We start from the raw sequence: 16305 nt of genomic DNA on the forward strand, positions 1-16305 counted from the left end.
ATACGATAGGATAAAAAGAAGTTAATACTTTAAAATTTATCTTAGAAAAGGACACACCTACGCATACATATGCTATAGGTGTGTCCTTTTTTAGTTGTTTATAAGTTTCCTACAGAGTTATTGAAGTAACGTTTCAACAGTGTCTCCATAGTGAAGTGAGATTCATTATATAAGATTCATTTAAACCGTATATTAAGTTCATATGAATCGCATATTGGAATTGTACAATATGAGTGTAAGGCGTTTCTGGAATTATATTATTTTAAAAATATAAACTTCAATATACCAAAAAATAAGAATATTAAACCGTAATAATTTTAGAATATACTTCTAATTAAAAGACGTGCGGAAATGCACGGATAATAAAGGAGAATTTCTTATGACAATGTATAAAGGTGAAATGAAAAAGAGTGTAATAACTGAAGAGGATGTAGATATGTTAAAAATAATGGCACATCCAATTCGATTGCAAATTATAAACGAGTTAATTCAGTATAAAAAATGTAATGTTACACAATTGACGGAGCTTTTAAAAATTCCACAATCTATTGTTTCCCAACATTTATCGAAAATGAGAGGCAAGGTGCTAAAGGCTGAAAGAAAAGGCTTAGAGATGTACAATTATATTACTAATTTAAAGGCGAGTCAGATTGTAGGGATTTTAGGTTTGTAAATAAACAAAACTTCACACATATCATTATAAGTAAAGCACAGAATAATCCCCCCACAAATAAGTGGGGGATTTCTTTTATGACAAAATATCAGTTTTTTTGAGGAGTGTCACGATAGTCACCATGTTCTAATGTGTTAGTATATGAAAAATTTTGAAAGTGCTAAAATGCTTGATATTATTCACTAGAAGTTATGTCGCAAAAATCTTTTAATTTCATCAAAAGCTAAGTGACGATGACCAGCCTGACAATGTTGTTCACCACCAGTTTTCTTAGTGAAAACTACAGAAGTGATGGAGGCTGCATTACATAGCTCCGATTCGATTTGCGGTAATCGGCTAATTGGAACGTACTGATCGTCTTCACCAGCCAGGAGCAATACTTCTTGATTTATGAACTGACCGATTCCTGCCATCGTATGTTTTTCAAAGTTTTTAAGTAAGTTAAATGGCGTTTTTTCACCTGTATTTTCCATACCTTTTTTAACTTTCCAGTTCAGGTCGATGCTGGTGGCCATCATTTGTTTAAACATGGTATTAATTTTGTCAGCTTCATTAGTAGTCAGAAGCGTGGTCAATTTATTCCAGATATTATCCGGCATGCGCATCTTGAGTGCATCAAGGCCACTATAAAAAATATTAAAGGCGATGACTTTGTCGATTCGTTTTTCAAAAGCGGCGGCACGCATTGCCAAGTAGCCGCCCCAAGAAGCTCCGAGAATACTAACACGGTCAAGTTTGAAATAGTCAATGACTGTGGAAACGGGCTTCTCCCAGTTGTGGATGAATTTTAAGCCGTTTTTCAGTGCTGTTCCTTGTCCAGGTCCATCAAAAACTATAATATTATAATTGATTCCTATGAGGTAGTTCATCATCTTCATCATTTCCTCCATGTAGGAATCGTAGCCTCCAAAGAAAAGTAGTGTATTACATGCGCCTGGTGTCATGAATTTGATTGCAGGAAGATAGGAATCTTCATAAGGAATTTGATAGGTTTCATACTCAAAGTCATGAAAGCCCTTATAAAAAGTTTCACGGTATTTTTGGTACACTTTTTCTTTTTTTGGATCGGATGATTCCATATAAAACTCGGCAGCCTGATAATAAACCGAAGCCAGATCGAAGTCTTTCTGATGCTCCCGCATTGCTGCATATTCTATCCAAGTGTTATACCAGCTGTCCGTGTCTGTAAGTCTTGGGATGATGGCTTGCAAATCCTGATTTGCCCGCTCATCGTCTTGATAGAAATCGTTGAAAAAACGGTTAATTTGCAAATTGAACTGTTCGTTGTTTACATACTGTTTAAACATAAAATCCCTCCTTATATTTGACTACAAGGTAAGGATAAGAGAAGTATATTAAAGAAACAACAAGCAGGAAAGGGTAAGAAGTACGAAATCGAACCATAAGGATATAAATGGTTTGATAAGCAACTTTGGGAAGGAGATTGATTATTAATGGGAGAGGATGTTCGCGTTTATAAAACGAAGAAAAATATTTCTAATACACTTATTACCCTCTTGAACGAAAAAGAGTTTGGGCGAATTACAACTAAAGATATTTGCATACATGCTATGGTGAGTAAGTCCACATTTTACAGCCATTTTGCAGATAAATATGATCTTTTGGAAAAATTAGTGCAAAATTATGTCTGCTGGTTCAAGGAAGAAATTGAATTTCGTTTCGCATTAATAGAGAATGGAAATGTGGCTCAAGCTATTAATATGATAACCGATAAGATCTCAGCGCGAAAAAAAGAGGTTGCAACTTTACTCCATGTACGTGTTCCCTCAGCGGATTTACGTTTAGAATTAGAATCCATTTTATATAATGCCTGCTATTCCTATTTGAAAGAGCAGCAGGTTGAAGTAAGTGTGCCGATTGACTTTGTAGCTCAGTTGTATACAGCAAACGCAATGGTGTCAATTAATTGGTCGCTGAGCAACGATAAAAATCCAGATGTGGTTAAACTAATTGATAATATGCAGGGATATGTTTTTGATCTGATTTTGTCAGGTGGCGAGAGAATGTAATAAATCATGAAACCTGCTTAATAATGTAGTTATCGTGTGGGGTGTGGTTGTAAAAAATTAAGTAATCGATATTTGGATTTTTTGTGAATCTTTATTGGTTTTTTATAAACTCCTTACTACATAATGTTACAAAATAGAATTAATTTGCTTAATTTAGCCCCATATCAGGTTAATAAATAAACTAAATGTGTTTATGTTATTGAACTATTAATATATTAGTAGGTGATTTGTTCGTTTATCCCTATATTGCTATTATATTAGCGTAAACAATATATTGGGGGGACAAGTATGAATTTGAAATTAACATCTAAGTTAGAAAGATTAAGAAAAAGTAAAAAAGGAATTGGTGCTTGTGTTTTAGCTGCAGGGGTGACGGCAATTACAATGATTCCTCAAAGTGCATATGCACATGGGTTTGTTGAAAAGCCGAGTAGTCGTGCTGCTTTATGTAGTCAGAATTATGGAGCATTAAATTTAAATTGTGGAAATGTAATGTACGAACCTCAAAGTCTAGAAGCACCTAAAGGATTCCCAGATGGTGGACCGATTGATGGGAAAATTGCTTCGGCAGGAGGATTGTTTGGAGGGATTCTTGATCAACAAACATCAAATCGCTGGTTCAAAAACACAATAAAGGGGGGAGCAAATACATTTACATGGAAATACACAGCGGCACATTCTACAAGTAAATGGCATTATTACATTACAAAAAAGGGATGGGATCCTAATAAACCATTAACACGTGCTGAATTAGAACCAATTGGAACTGTGAATCATGACGGTTCGGCAGCATCAAATAATTTAACACATACAATTAATGTACCAACTGATCGCAATGGTTATCATGTTATTTTAGCTGTATGGGATGTAGCAGATACGTCAAATGCGTTTTATAACGTAATTGATGTGAATTTAGTAAATAATGAAACTCCCGACACAGTAGCTCCAAGTCAACCAACGGGATTAAATGCGTCTAAAGTTTCTGCCAATAGTGTTGAACTAACATGGAAGGCCTCTACTGATAATATAGGCGTAAAAGAATATCAAGTGTTACGTAATGGAGAAGTAATTGGTACGGTACCAGGTACAACTTTTACTGATAAAAAATTAAAAGCAAATACGGAATATACCTATACAATAAAGGCATTAGACGCTGCTGGAAACATATCAAAAGAAAGTGAAAAACTAAAGGCTAAGACAACAAATGAAATTCCAGATAAAGAGGCTCCGACTCAACCAAAAGGATTACATAGTATGGGTACAACAGCGACAACTGTTGATTTGATGTGGAGTCCGTCTGAAGATAATGTAGGTGTTGACCATTATGTTGTATATAGAGAAAACGCAGGGGTTATGAATAAAATTGGGACAACGGATAATACATCCTTTGTGGATAAAAATTTAAAGGCAAATACATCGTACAAATATGTAGTGACAGCGGTTGATTTAGCTAGAAATGAGTCTAGTAGAAGTGATGTTTTAACTGTAGCAACAAAACTAGAGGGGTCTACTTATGAAAAATGGGATGCAAGAAAAGCATACAATAAAGGTGATAAAGTAGTACATGAGGGAAAAGTGTATGAAGCGGTTCAAAGTTATCAAGGGAACGGCGATCCAAATTGGATTTTTGCACTATCGCTTTGGAAGCCAGTTTTAAATAAATGATAAGTGGAAAAGGGTAGTTATCACTTATTCTATGTGCAATACCGGAACAGGGGTGCAATTGTTACTCTTCATCCCAATATATACGAAATGAAATTATTAAAGAACCCCAATGGTATTCCATCAAAAAGGAATTCCATTGGGTTCTTTATTTTTTAATTTGTAATAGCGTATATTTTCACTGTAAATTTGTTAGTGGCACCAAGTGGGCTTGCAATATAATATTTAGTATTCGTATAAGCTTCAGTCCTAGATCCATGTGAAATATTTTTCCAACGAGTAGAATCTGTACCTAGGGAAACGTCAATCATTACATTGAAAGAGATAGAAGAAGGATGATCTTTTTCTGAAGGTTCAATAATCCATTTTAATTCCTTAGTACCTACAGGTAAACTATCAATTTTAAAGTTTTGACTGGATCGATTTTGTTGTCCGGATAAAGGGCTAGATTCGGATGAAGTTTGCGAAATTAATATTTCTTTTTCATTCGAATGTATACCATTTAATTTAATGATACTATCAATTAAACCTGGACCAGGAAAATCAGCTGCGATAATACCAGAATGTTTAATTCCACCTTGTTGCAAGAGTTCGGTCCCAAGTGTATTCATTCCACCATAAAATACTTGACCATTTATATTACGAGGGAAATCTTCCCACGCATTAGTTGTAGCTTTTTGAATCATCTTGGGGTTACTATCAGTATTTCTGCTCTCTTTACCACTTGCAACAAACCAAGGATAAACATTATTTAATAATGCAGCAGCACCACCTGTGCCACTAAAATGGTTAAGATAGATTTTATCATTGTTAAAATTATTATTTGCATTTTGAAGGTGGGTTCTCACCGCATTCCATTTTTCATACATTCCGTCTGGTCCGTTTTCAATTTCAAATGTATCTTGTATATTTAAGCTATCGTAATTAATACCATATTGCTGAGAGGCTGTAAAGTTTTGTAAGATTACAATTTTTCCTCGGATGTCTCCTAGAGTAGGATTATTTCTTTTTGAAGTTGGTACAGAACTCGGATCCCAAAAATAGGAAGAATTAAGGTCTTTGTATTTATTAAGTATTTCCTCGAATGATAGTGAGCCACTTTCAGGAGTAGTTTCTTCTTTTAAGCGCATTAAAATTGTTTCTGTAGGATGATCTTTTAAAAATTGAATTGCCTCTTTTAATACATCTTCAAACATTGCTTTTTGATTTACAATCCCATGGTACATTGCAAAAGAATCTTTTACACGTTTAACACGCATATCTACATATCGAATTCCGGAATTTAATTGTTGTGGTAGACTCATAGTTTGATTTCTTGTCAAATTTTCATCAAGAAAACTTGCTCCATGTAAAGCCATTGTACCGTGAGTCCCTGGAATAGATATTTCACTCAATTTTGTTGAATCTGCTACTTTCGACATCCATGCTGGGTTTTGATAGCCTATATTGGATTCATAGGAATAACCTGGATGACTATCAGCAAAAATAGTAGATGGTGTACTTAAACTTGCTAGTGTGAAACAAGTAAGGATACTAATTTTAAAAAAATTCCTCATTTTTATTTTGTTCATTTTATCTCTCCTGACTTTTAAACAATAGATATAATAAAACAAGATGATTTTTTACTACATCTATTGTTTTCATTCTTAAAGTAATGAATTTTTGTGTTTGAAAAAATCAAAATAGGGTAGGAAGTTATTTGAGATTTTAATAGTTTGTTGTAATAAATTGTATCTAATAGTCAAACGGATTCTTAAAGAATTGAAGCATAGATAGGTAAAAAACAAACTTTCCGCTGTACTGTATACAAACAAAACAGAAGTCTTAAAAAAGACTTCTATTTTGTGACATATAATGAATGATAAGGTGGTTAACAAATCAAGATAATGTGACTGAGTGGTAAAAATCTATTTATAGCTGTTTCAGAATTTCTTATAACAAGGCTACTTAGGAAAAGTGGATCTCTACAATGCTAATAAAAATTTAAAAATTCTATTCATTAAAACTTAAACTAACTACAGTTGCGATAGATTGGGCTGCATGTTCCCAGCTTCCATCTATAACTTTCCCAATTTGTTGACCAAGTGCATTTAAATCATTTGGATTTACTGGAATCCCATTATACGCAGCAAGAATTGATAAAAGTGGAGCAGCAAATGGTGTCCAACCACCTCTATCAATATTAAATACAGGCTTATCTATTACCTTTCCATCTTGCACTGTAAACTCATAATAAAATTGATCATCTGGACGAAAACTTAAATGATGAGAAATTTGTCCCTTAACATATGTTTTACCGCCACCTAAATTTACTACTTCAATTGGTTTTACATTAAATTCATGCTCAAATACTTTAATTTTTTTAACTTCTGGACCATTTAAGGCAGCTTTAACTGCTGTTTCCAGATTATTTTGTGCGAATGGTTGAATACTCATTTGTGCCTCTTTTTGTTGGATAGGAGCCTCTTTTTCTGCAGCAAACACCGATGTAGTCGGTAGTGCACCTGTAGCTAATGTAGCTGCAAGTGCTGTCGTCATCATGATTTTTCTTTTCATCTTCATAGTTTTCTTCCTCCCTTAAAGTTATGATATATAATTTTTTAAAGACTGACATGGGACAATATTTTATTTCATAATGCACGCAAAAACTAGGTTAAGAATTATGTGAAATTATGTCAGGAAATTAAAGTTAATTATATATGCACTTACAATGATAGCTATCTACACATGTTTTTTCAATTTTCTAACAAATAGTACAGTAATACCTTTTCATAAGGCAATTTAGTGTTTCAATTCTCTCTTTGTACGTTTTAAACAAATTAAAATCGTAGTGGTAATAATATATTTGTAATCAAATGTCGTATATACTTCGAGAAAAGTACACAATATTTTTATAAAAAACTATAGGAATTATCATGATATAGTTATCAAACTAAGTAAGATAAATGTTAATATTATGAAAAAATTCCAGTGATCTGCTATAAAATTACTGAAAAATGAGCATGACATCATACACGCATGCGATTGAAAAATTTTATAAGTGGCGTATAAAACTATAACAAATACTACAAATCAATTAAAAAATTTCAGTTATTCTGAATGCGAAGGGCACGTAATATTTATTGTGAACTGTAGTACTGATCAAGATTTTAGGAGGAAATATGAACAAGAAGACTAAAAGAATCATATTAATTATTGGTATATTAGTAGGCATTAGTATCTTTTTATATTTACAAAACAATTTAATAAGTATAACTGAGGTTAAAATAACCTCTAGTAAAATTCCCTCTTCTTTTAAAGGATATAAAATACTACAAATTTCAGATTTACATAATAAAAAATTTGGTGATAATCAAGACGTTTTAATTCAAAAAGTAAAAAGCATAAATCCAGATATTATTACTATTACGGGTGATTTAATAGACAGTAAATCGTACGATGCAGAAATTAGTATGCAAGTAATACGAGAACTTGTAAAGGAATATCCGGTATATTTTGTGACAGGAAATCATGAAAAATGGTCAGGAAAATATAACAGTTTAGAAAAAAAATTAAAGAAACAGCATGTCACTGTTTTAAGAAATGAACATGTAATAATACAAAAGGGAGGACACGAAATAAACTTGTTAGGAATTGATGATCCGGAATTTAATACTGGAGATATTGATGAAGGAAGTATTGTAAAAGATGCAATTGTAAAAGCAAAAATTGAAACGCAGCCAGATAGGTATAATGTATTATTATCCCATAGGCCTGAATTTTTAGAAGAGTATGCTGAGGAGAAAGTAGATTTAGTGTTATCGGGTCATGCACATGGGGGACAAGTTCGGTTACCTTTTATCGGGGGATTAGTTGCTCCTAATCAAGGAATACTGCCAAAATATACAGCGGGTTTATATGAACAACAAAATACGTCTATGATAGTTAGTAGAGGATTAGGCAATAGTATCATTCCGCAAAGAGTTTTTAATAGACCTGAGATTGTAGTCGTACAGTTAAATTAATCTGTACGGCTTTTTTGTTCAGGTGAATAATTTAAAGGTAGTTTTTCTTGAGTACAAGTTTCCATTACAATTTTGTTAAAATTTTTCAAGGTTACATAAAGTAACAAAATTTGACCTATTGAGTTTGTTATAGTGTAAATAATCAAAAAACTTAAAAATTAGTCGAGTTAAAATAGTTATTATTAAGCAATATTAAAAATATAAAGGGGTGTACAAATGCATAAAGAATTTGAAATTGAAGAATATACGGCGATTGAGGAGCAAATTCATTATTATAGTACGTCTTTATTAGTAAGTCATCCTGAGCAAATTGTAAAGTATTTAGAAAAACGGTTGGAAAAGTATGCAGAAACGTTACAATATGCACATTTATATCCGGAAACGGTTATATTACCAATACAGCAAATAGTTATCGAATATTCTTTAGATGTTGCTAGAATTAGAAGGTATTTAAATTTAAAAACATAACAAAAATCGAATAATTTACAATGAAACAGAGTCGACTTTAAGAAAAGATATTCTAATGTCGACTCTGTTTCATTGATTTAGTAAATAACAGAAAAAAATATATTTGAAAAGTTTGACATATAATAATTCGAGAGTAAAATAAAAGTGAGTACTCACTCATTTTAAAGAAAAGGGGGATTTTTAGTGCAGCAACCTTCAATTATTTTACGAGATGTATCAAAAAGTTTTGGGAAAAAAGAAGCTTTGCATAACCTTTCGCTGCAAGTAGAAAAAGCAGACATTTTTGGCTTGGTTGGACCTTCCGGATCAGGGAAAACAACACTCATTAAAATGATTGCAGGTATTAATGAGTCAACTACAGGGGATGTAATTGTTTTTAATACAAACATGCCTAATCTAAATGAAATGAAAAGAATTGGTTATATGGCTCAGGCTGATGCATTATACGAAGAACTATCGGCATATGAAAATGCAGATTTTATTGCAACGATGTATGGGTTAAAAGGTAAGCGTAAGAAAGAGAGAATCGTAGAAGTTTTTGAACTTGTGCAATTATCAGAGCATATGAAAAAGCAAGTACAGCATTTTTCAGGTGGAATGAAAAAACGTTTATCATTGGCGATAGCACTCCTTCATGAACCAGAAATATTAATTTTAGATGAGCCAACAGTTGGGATAGATCCTCTACTTCGAAAATCGATTTGGGAGAAGTTTTATGACCTTAAAAAGAAAGGAACAACTATTATTGTAACAACGCACATTATGGATGAAGCTGAGTTTTGCGAACGTCTAGGGCTAATTAGAGAAGGGAATTTAGTTGCGATTGGCACACCGGAGGAATTGAAAAAACAAACATCTTCTGGACGAATTGAAGATGTCTTTATGTTAGAAGGAGTGATTGAATCATGAGAGTTAATGGTGTAGTCATCCGTATCATTCGTCAATTTTTTCGAGATAAGCGTTCTTTAGCAATGATGTTTGGGGCACCAATGTTATTACTTTGGTTATTATCGCTAGTATTTACACAAAAAGACTATATACCGCATATTGCTGTAGTCGATGTACCTGCTCCTATAGTAAAAGCAATGAAAAATCAAGAAGCATCAATTTATGAATATAGTAAAGACAAAGCAATTTCGGAATTAGAAAAGCAAAAGGTAGATGCAGTAATTCATTTAGAAAATGGAAAAATGAATCTTCTATTAGAAGGCAGTGATTCATCAAAAAACCGTGCGGTACTTCAAGTATTGCAAAAGAGTACAGAGAAGAATGATGTATCAATGATGAAGCCTGAAGTGGATTATTTACATGGCTCTAAAGACATTACGATGTTCGATGGGCTTGGTCCCGTATTAATTGGTTTCTTTACATTTTTCTTTGTATTTATATTGTCCGGAGTATCTTTTGTAAGAGAACGTTTAAGTGGTACATTAGAGAGATTATTGTCCACACCAGTGAGAAGATGGGAAATAGTTTTAGGATATATTATTGGTTTTGGAATCTTTGCATTTATACAATCTATTATAATTGTAAGTTTTTCAGTTTATATTTTAGATTTATATGTAGCTGGCTCAATATGGCTAACGCTACTTATAACATGTATGCTTTCTTTAACTGCACTAACATTAGGCACATTTTTATCGGCATACGCAAATAATGAATTTCAAATGATTCAATTTATACCGCTTGTTATCGTGCCACAAGTCTTCTTTTCTGGGTTGTTTCCAATGGAATCCATGAATACATGGTTACAAATGTTAGGTAAATTATTTCCACTCACATATGGTGCTGACGCTATGAGACAAGTAATGATTCGGAATCAAGGGTTTACAGAGATTGCATTAGATCTTACTGTATTACTACTTTTTTCACTATTATTTGCAGTAGGAAATGTATTTGCATTAAAGAAACATCGCAAAATATAATGATGATAAAAAGGAGCACAATAAATGAAGAAGGATTGGCTGGAAGAATTAGTTGCCGCAACGAATACTGATAAACGTAATGAACGTCAAATGCGTATATTAGAGGCAGCTGTTGATATGTTTGGAGAAAAAGGGTACGCCTCAACTTCAACGAGTGAAATTGCAAAGCGAGCTGGTGTAGCGGAAGGAACAATCTTCCGCTACTATAAAACGAAAAAAGATTTATTGTTTGCAGTCGTGATGCCGACCTTAACAAAGTTTGCTGCACCATTTTTCGTACAAGCCTTTGCAAAAGAAATATTTAAAACAGAGTATGAATCGTATGAAGTGCTTTTAAGAGTAATAATTCAAAATAGATTTGAATTTGCTAAAAAGCACTTTCCAATGATAAAAATATTAATTCAAGAAGTACCATTTCAGCCGGAACTAAAAAGTGAAATACAACAATTAATAGAAACAGAACTGCTTGTACATTTTAAAAAGCTGATTGCAAAGTTTCAAGAAGAAGGGGAAATTATTGAACTTCCGCCATCTTCCGTATTACGTCTTACTTTATCAGCTGTATTAGGGTTGCTCTTAACGAGGTTTTTATTATTACCGGAAGAGAAATGGGACGATGAAGTGGAAATTGAAAATACGATTCAATTTATATTGTATGGACTAACGCCACGGAGGTAATGTGATGCGACAATTTGCTAAACCGATAATTGTTGTAAGTAAATGTTTAGAATTTGATGCCTGTCGTTATAATGGAGAGATGGTTCCAGATTTAACAATTCGAAACTTGCAGCCATTTGTTACATTTATACCTGTATGTCCTGAAGTAGAAATTGGTTTAGGGACTCCTCGTGAAACGATACGTATTGTAGAAAAAAATGGTGCGAATATGCTTGTACAACCGTCAATACGAGAAGATGTAACTGAAAAAATGAATGAATTTTCAAATGCGTTTTTACAAACATTACCTGAAGTTGACGGTTTTATTTTGAAGAATCGTTCGCCAAGTTGCGGAACTCGTGATGTGAAAATCTATTCTGGTTTTGAAAAAGGGCCAGTAAAAGGAAAAGGAACTGGATTATTTGGTGGAGCAGTAATAAAAAAATTTTCGCATCTTCCAATTGAAGAAGAAGGTAGATTGTCGAATTTTATTATTAGAGAGCATTTCTTTACAAGATTGTTTACAATCGCGCATTACAAAATGATTAAACATACTAAAAACATAAAAGAACTCGTAGCGTTTCAATCAGATTATAAGTATTTATTTATGGCATATAATCAGATGAAACAAAAAGAATTAGGGCGTATTATTGCAAATCAAAAAAATGAAACAATGGAAGTCATATTTGATAAATATGAGAAGACTTTATATGAATTATTTATGCGCGCGCCTCGCTATACATCGAATGTAAATGTATGTGAGCACATTTTCGGATATTTTAAAACAAAGCTAAAAAAACAAGAAAAAGATCATTTTCTAGAACTGATACAAAAATATGCAGAAAAGAAAATACCACTTAGTAGTTTGCTTACAATTTTAAAATCATGGGCCATTCGATTTGATGAAAAGTATTTATTAAGACAAACATATTTTGAGCCATACCCTGAAGGGTTAGTAGAAATTTCTGATTCGGGAAAAGGTAGAGATTATTAAACAATAAATTACATAATTCGACACAAAATCTCCTATGTTGTTGTAGAACAATGTAGGAATTTTTTTGTGCATTGGTACAGAATCTGTTTTAAAATTAAGTTATGACAGAATTATAGCAATTATCTAACTAATATTCGTGTCTTTTAAGAAGTAATGTTTGTAGTAGAAACTCGCACGCTGTCGAAACTCAATATTCGATAAGGGGTGTGTAGCGGAATGGAATTTACTCTAACTCGCGAAAAACAAATGATTAAAGAAATGGTACGTGATTTTGCTGAAAAGGAAATCGCACCGAAAGCTGTATATTATGACAAAACTGCGGAATTTCCATATGAAACATTTCAAAAAATGGGCGAACTAGGATTATTAGGTATCCCATTCCCGGAAGAGTATGGAGGTTCAGGTGGCGATACGTTATCGTACGCGTTAGCTGTTGAAGAAATTGGTCGTGCTTGTGGTGGAACAGGTTTAAGCTATGCTGCAACAATTTCATTAGGTGCTTCTCCAATTTATTATTTCGGTACAGAAGAACAAAAACAGAAATTTTTAGTTCCAATGGCGTCAGGTAAAACGTTAGGTGCTTTCGGATTAACGGAGCCAAATGCTGGATCTGATGCAGGGGGCACACAAACGAAAGCAATTTTAGATGGCGATGAATATGTTATTAGTGGTGAAAAGTGCTGGATTACAAACGCAGAGTATGCAAATACAATTATTGTAACCGCTATCAACGGTTTTGAAGACAATGGTAAAAAACGTATTTCTGCATTTATCGTACCGACTACTAGTGAAGGATTAACGATTTCAAGCCCTTACGATAAGATGGGTGTTCGTGCTTCTAATACTTGTGAAATCGTACTTGATGGTGTACGTGTACCGAAAGAAAATATTCTTGGTGATGTAAATAAAGGATTTAAACAATTCTTATATACACTTGATGGAGGACGTATTTCAATTGCAGCATTAGCAGTAGGTATTGCACAATCTGCATTTGAACGTGCATTGCAATATGCGAAAGAACGTCAACAATTTGGAAAACCGATTTCTAATTTCCAAGCGATTCAATTTAAATTGGCTGATATGGCGACTGAAGTAGAATTAGCGCGTAATTTAGTACATAAAGCAGCTTGGTTAAAAGATAACGATAAACCTTTCGGTAAAGAAGCGGCTATGGCAAAGTTGTTTGCATCTGAAGCTGCAAGTCGTATAGCAAATCATGCAGTACAAATTCATGGTGGATATGGCTATATGCGTGAATATGAAGTTGAACGATATATTCGTGATGCAAAACTTTTAGAAATTGGTGAAGGAACTTCTGAAATTCAACGTCTCGTAATTGCAAGACATTTAGGATGTAGATAAAAAGGAGGAATCACTATGTTTCAAAAAATATTAATTGCTAATCGCGGGGAAATCGCAGTTCGCATTATGAAAACTTGTCAAAAACTTGGCATTCGTACCGTTGCTATTTATTCTGAGGCTGATGAAAATGCCCTTCATGTAAAATTGGCAAATGAAGCTTACTTAGTAGGCGGTCCACGTGTCCAAGAAAGCTATTTAAACCTTGAAAAAATTATTGAAATAGCTAAGAAGACAAATGCTGAAGCAATCCATCCGGGGTACGGATTATTATCAGAGAATCCATCTTTTCCGATTCGCTGTAAAGAAGAAGGAATCGTATTTATCGGTCCTTCAGAAGAAATCATTACTAAGATGGGAAGTAAAATTGAGTCACGTATAGCAATGCAAGCAGCAGATGTACCAGTAGTTCCAGGCATTACTACAAATATCGAAACTGCTGAAGAAGCAATTGAAATTGCAAAACAAATTGGTTATCCATTAATGCTTAAGGCATCCGCGGGCGGCGGAGGCATTGGAATGCAGTTGATGGAAACTGAGCAAACGCTCACCAAAGCATTTGAAAGTAATAAAACAAGAGCGCAAAATTTCTTTGGTAACGGAGAAATGTATTTAGAGCGCTATATAGCAGATGCACATCATATTGAAATTCAGCTTTTAGCAGATACACATGGTAATACAGTGTATTTATGGGAACGCGAATGTTCAGTGCAGCGCCGAAATCAAAAAGTAATTGAAGAAGCACCTTCACCATTTTTAGATGAGGGTACACGAAAGGCTATGGGAGAAGTTGCTGTACAAGCTGCTAAAGCACTTGGTTATACAAATGCAGGTACAGTTGAGTTTCTTGTAGATGATCAAAAGAACTTTTATTTCTTAGAAATGAATACGAGATTACAAGTAGAACATCCAGTTACAGAAGAAATTACTGGGTTAGACTTAGTTGAACAACAATTACTTATCGCATATGGTGAGAAGCTATCATTTACACAGGATGATGTAAAACGTAGTGGTCATGCCATTGAGGCTCGTATTTATGCAGAAGATCCGAAAACATTCTTCCCATCACCTGGGAAAATTACAGATTTAACGTTACCGACAAATATACGTATTGATCACTTTTTGGAGAATCAAGTAACGATTACACCTTTCTATGATCCAATGATTGCGAAAGTAATCGCTCATGGTGAAACTCGTGAAGAAGCGATTTCAAAATTAAAAATTGCTCTAGAAGAGTTAAAAGTAGAAGGTATTAAAACAAACACACCAATGTTACTGCAAGTACTCGGAGACGATGTGTTCAAAAGTGGTATTTATACAACGGGTTTTGTAGCGAAACAACTTGTTAAAAAATAAGAGTTATGAATATTAAGGGGGAAAAAATGATGACGAAAGTATATGCATCGATGGCAGGAAATGTTTGGAAGATTGTTGTAGGAGTAGGAGATACAGTAGAGGAAGAGCAGGATGTCGTCATTTTGGAATCTATGAAAATGGAAATTCCAATCGTTTCAGAAGAAGCCGGAACTGTTATGAAAATTAACGTACAAGAAGGCGATTTTGTAAATGAAGGAGATGTATTACTAGAAATTGAATAGGGAGATATAGGGGGAAGCGAATTGAAACTACCTAATTTTGCTGTCATTAAAGAAGTCGGGCCGCGTGATGGCTTACAGAATGAAAAAAAGATTGTTGGCACAAAAGATAAAGTAAAATGGATTCAACTACTTACAGAAGCGGGATTGTCGTACGTTGAAGTTTCCTCATTCGTTCACCCTAAATGGGTTCCTGCATTAGCAGATGCAAGTGATGTATTTTCTGAGCTAAAAAGGGATCCAAATGTTACATATGCAGCGCTTGTTCCGAATCAAAATGGTTTGGAACGAGCTTTTTTGCAAAATGTAGATGAGGTGAATGTTTTTTTATCAGCAAGTGAATCTCACAATAAAAGTAATATTAATAAATCTATTAAAGAAGCATTAGCTGTAATTGAAGATATAACAAAACAGGCAATATTCGGAGGTAAAAAGGTAAGAGGCTATGTTTCTACTGTATTTGGATGTCCTTATGAAGGGGATATAAGTGCCACAGCAGTTGACGAAATATGTAATCAACTATTTTCATACGGCATTTATGAAGTTTCTCTCGGTGACACGATTGGTGTAGCGAATCCATTACAAGTAGAACAAGTATTAGAACATCTATTAAAGAAGTATGATGCTTCGCAGTTTGCAATGCATTTTCATAATACGTATGGAATGGCTCTGGCGAATGTAGTTAAGTCTTTAGAATATGGTATTACAACGTTTGATAGTTCTTGTGGTGGACTCGGAGGATGTCCTTATGCACCAGGAGCATCGGGTAATGTTGCTACTGATGACTTAGTGCATATGCTCCATAAGCTGGGAGTCCAAACTAATATTGATGAAGAAAAGTTATTGAGAGCTAGTCAGTTTATTCAAAGTAAGTTAAATATCCAATTACCGAGTCATGTGTATAGAGCGCTTCAACATAAAACGATAAGTAGGTGAGA

General features: G+C 33.8%; 16 protein-coding genes. 13 read left to right on the top strand and 3 right to left on the bottom strand.

Annotated elements, in window-relative coordinates; translation table 11 throughout:
- The first annotated feature begins 379 nt into the window (after positions 1 to 379).
- Positions 380 to 673, top strand: a complete 294-nt coding sequence (locus ABH959_RS23315) for an ArsR/SmtB family transcription factor (RefSeq protein ID WP_113936477.1) — start codon at positions 380 to 382, stop codon at positions 671 to 673.
- Between the two features lie 182 nt (positions 674 to 855).
- Here ABH959_RS23315 and ABH959_RS23320 read toward each other — a convergent pair whose 3' ends face one another.
- Positions 856 to 1980, bottom strand: a complete 1125-nt coding sequence (locus tag ABH959_RS23320) for an alpha/beta fold hydrolase (protein WP_113936476.1) — start codon at positions 1978 to 1980, stop codon at positions 856 to 858.
- Positions 1981 to 2127: 147 nt separating this feature from the next.
- Here ABH959_RS23320 and ABH959_RS23325 point away from each other — a divergent pair, with 147 nt between their 5' ends.
- Together ABH959_RS23325 and ABH959_RS23330 are read left to right on the top strand one after the other, a co-directional pair.
- Entirely contained in the window at positions 2128 to 2703 is a 576-nt protein-coding gene (locus ABH959_RS23325; protein WP_002136431.1) for a TetR/AcrR family transcriptional regulator, read from the top strand.
- A gap of 288 nt (positions 2704 to 2991) precedes the next feature.
- Positions 2992 to 4368 carry a lytic polysaccharide monooxygenase gene (locus tag ABH959_RS23330; protein ID WP_063218804.1) on the top strand — a complete coding sequence of 459 codons (1377 nt, stop codon included), beginning with the start codon at positions 2992 to 2994 and terminating at the stop codon, positions 4366 to 4368.
- A gap of 152 nt (positions 4369 to 4520) precedes the next feature.
- Here ABH959_RS23330 and ABH959_RS23335 read toward each other — a convergent pair whose 3' ends face one another.
- Entirely contained in the window at positions 4521 to 5936 is a 1416-nt protein-coding gene (locus ABH959_RS23335; protein WP_404493227.1) for a phosphatidylinositol-specific phospholipase C, read from the bottom strand.
- Between the two features lie 421 nt (positions 5937 to 6357).
- The gene (locus ABH959_RS23340; RefSeq protein WP_002065511.1) at positions 6358 to 6927 is read right to left on the bottom strand and encodes a hypothetical protein; all 570 of its coding nucleotides are present in this window, start codon (positions 6925 to 6927) and stop codon (positions 6358 to 6360) included.
- 599 nt (positions 6928 to 7526) lie between these two features.
- Between ABH959_RS23340 and ABH959_RS23345 the strand changes: the two genes are divergently transcribed.
- The 10 genes from ABH959_RS23345 to mvaB all read left to right on the top strand — a co-directional run bounded on the left by ABH959_RS23345 (position 7527) and on the right by mvaB (position 16303).
- The gene (locus ABH959_RS23345) at positions 7527 to 8369 is read left to right on the top strand and encodes a metallophosphoesterase (RefSeq protein WP_113936474.1); all 843 of its coding nucleotides are present in this window, start codon (positions 7527 to 7529) and stop codon (positions 8367 to 8369) included.
- A gap of 216 nt (positions 8370 to 8585) precedes the next feature.
- Positions 8586 to 8837, top strand: coding sequence for a hypothetical protein (locus ABH959_RS23350; RefSeq protein ID WP_002017002.1), 252 nt, complete (start codon positions 8586 to 8588; stop codon positions 8835 to 8837).
- A gap of 183 nt (positions 8838 to 9020) precedes the next feature.
- On the top strand, positions 9021 to 9746 hold the full coding sequence (locus tag ABH959_RS23355; RefSeq protein WP_404493228.1) for an ABC transporter ATP-binding protein: 726 nt from the start codon (positions 9021 to 9023) through the stop codon (positions 9744 to 9746).
- On the top strand, positions 9743 to 10762 hold the full coding sequence (locus ABH959_RS23360) for an ABC transporter permease (protein WP_113936472.1): 1020 nt from the start codon (positions 9743 to 9745) through the stop codon (positions 10760 to 10762). The genes ABH959_RS23355 and ABH959_RS23360 overlap by 4 nt, the downstream gene beginning before the upstream one ends.
- 24 nt (positions 10763 to 10786) lie before the next feature.
- The gene (locus ABH959_RS23365) at positions 10787 to 11440 is read left to right on the top strand and encodes a TetR/AcrR family transcriptional regulator (RefSeq protein ID WP_002065518.1); all 654 of its coding nucleotides are present in this window, start codon (positions 10787 to 10789) and stop codon (positions 11438 to 11440) included.
- Between the two features lie 4 nt (positions 11441 to 11444).
- Entirely contained in the window at positions 11445 to 12413 is a 969-nt protein-coding gene (locus tag ABH959_RS23370; RefSeq protein WP_113936470.1) for a YbgA family protein, read from the top strand.
- A 216-nt stretch (positions 12414 to 12629) separates the two neighbouring features.
- Positions 12630 to 13775 carry an acyl-CoA dehydrogenase gene (locus ABH959_RS23375; protein WP_002032227.1) on the top strand — a complete coding sequence of 382 codons (1146 nt, stop codon included), beginning with the start codon at positions 12630 to 12632 and terminating at the stop codon, positions 13773 to 13775.
- Positions 13776 to 13790: 15 nt separating this feature from the next.
- The gene (locus ABH959_RS23380; protein ID WP_113936469.1) at positions 13791 to 15128 is read left to right on the top strand and encodes an acetyl-CoA carboxylase biotin carboxylase subunit; all 1338 of its coding nucleotides are present in this window, start codon (positions 13791 to 13793) and stop codon (positions 15126 to 15128) included.
- 26 nt (positions 15129 to 15154) lie between these two features.
- Positions 15155 to 15370, top strand: a complete 216-nt coding sequence (locus ABH959_RS23385) for an acetyl-CoA carboxylase biotin carboxyl carrier protein subunit (RefSeq protein ID WP_001985297.1) — start codon at positions 15155 to 15157, stop codon at positions 15368 to 15370.
- A 21-nt stretch (positions 15371 to 15391) separates the two neighbouring features.
- On the top strand, positions 15392 to 16303 hold the full coding sequence (gene mvaB / locus ABH959_RS23390; RefSeq protein ID WP_113936468.1) for a hydroxymethylglutaryl-CoA lyase: 912 nt from the start codon (positions 15392 to 15394) through the stop codon (positions 16301 to 16303).
- The last annotated feature ends 2 nt before the right edge of the window (positions 16304 to 16305 follow it).

The sequence above is a fragment of the Bacillus sp. RC51 genome (assembly GCF_044908115.1).
GTDB lineage: Bacteria > Bacillota > Bacilli > Bacillales > Bacillaceae_G > Bacillus_A > Bacillus_A mycoides.

What these genes read in the sequence shown, in the direction of transcription:
- ABH959_RS23375 (WP_002032227.1), top strand. Translation starts at nt 12,630, where the DNA reads ATGGAATTTACTCTAACTCGCGAAAAACAAATGATTAAAGAAATGGTA.
- ABH959_RS23385 (WP_001985297.1), top strand. Translation starts at nt 15,155, where the DNA reads ATGATGACGAAAGTATATGCATCGATGGCAGGAAATGTTTGGAAGATT.
- ABH959_RS23380 (WP_113936469.1), top strand. Translation starts at nt 13,791, where the DNA reads ATGTTTCAAAAAATATTAATTGCTAATCGCGGGGAAATCGCAGTTCGC.
- ABH959_RS23345 (WP_113936474.1), top strand. Translation starts at nt 7,527, where the DNA reads ATGAACAAGAAGACTAAAAGAATCATATTAATTATTGGTATATTAGTA.
- ABH959_RS23335 (WP_404493227.1), bottom strand. Translation starts at nt 5,936, where the DNA reads ATGAACAAAATAAAAATGAGGAATTTTTTTAAAATTAGTATCCTTACT.
- ABH959_RS23330 (WP_063218804.1), top strand. Translation starts at nt 2,992, where the DNA reads ATGAATTTGAAATTAACATCTAAGTTAGAAAGATTAAGAAAAAGTAAA.
- ABH959_RS23325 (WP_002136431.1), top strand. Translation starts at nt 2,128, where the DNA reads ATGGGAGAGGATGTTCGCGTTTATAAAACGAAGAAAAATATTTCTAAT.
- ABH959_RS23340 (WP_002065511.1), bottom strand. Translation starts at nt 6,927, where the DNA reads ATGAAGATGAAAAGAAAAATCATGATGACGACAGCACTTGCAGCTACA.
- ABH959_RS23315 (WP_113936477.1), top strand. Translation starts at nt 380, where the DNA reads ATGACAATGTATAAAGGTGAAATGAAAAAGAGTGTAATAACTGAAGAG.
- ABH959_RS23350 (WP_002017002.1), top strand. Translation starts at nt 8,586, where the DNA reads ATGCATAAAGAATTTGAAATTGAAGAATATACGGCGATTGAGGAGCAA.
- ABH959_RS23360 (WP_113936472.1), top strand. Translation starts at nt 9,743, where the DNA reads ATGAGAGTTAATGGTGTAGTCATCCGTATCATTCGTCAATTTTTTCGA.
- ABH959_RS23365 (WP_002065518.1), top strand. Translation starts at nt 10,787, where the DNA reads ATGAAGAAGGATTGGCTGGAAGAATTAGTTGCCGCAACGAATACTGAT.
- ABH959_RS23370 (WP_113936470.1), top strand. Translation starts at nt 11,445, where the DNA reads ATGCGACAATTTGCTAAACCGATAATTGTTGTAAGTAAATGTTTAGAA.
- ABH959_RS23320 (WP_113936476.1), bottom strand. Translation starts at nt 1,980, where the DNA reads ATGTTTAAACAGTATGTAAACAACGAACAGTTCAATTTGCAAATTAAC.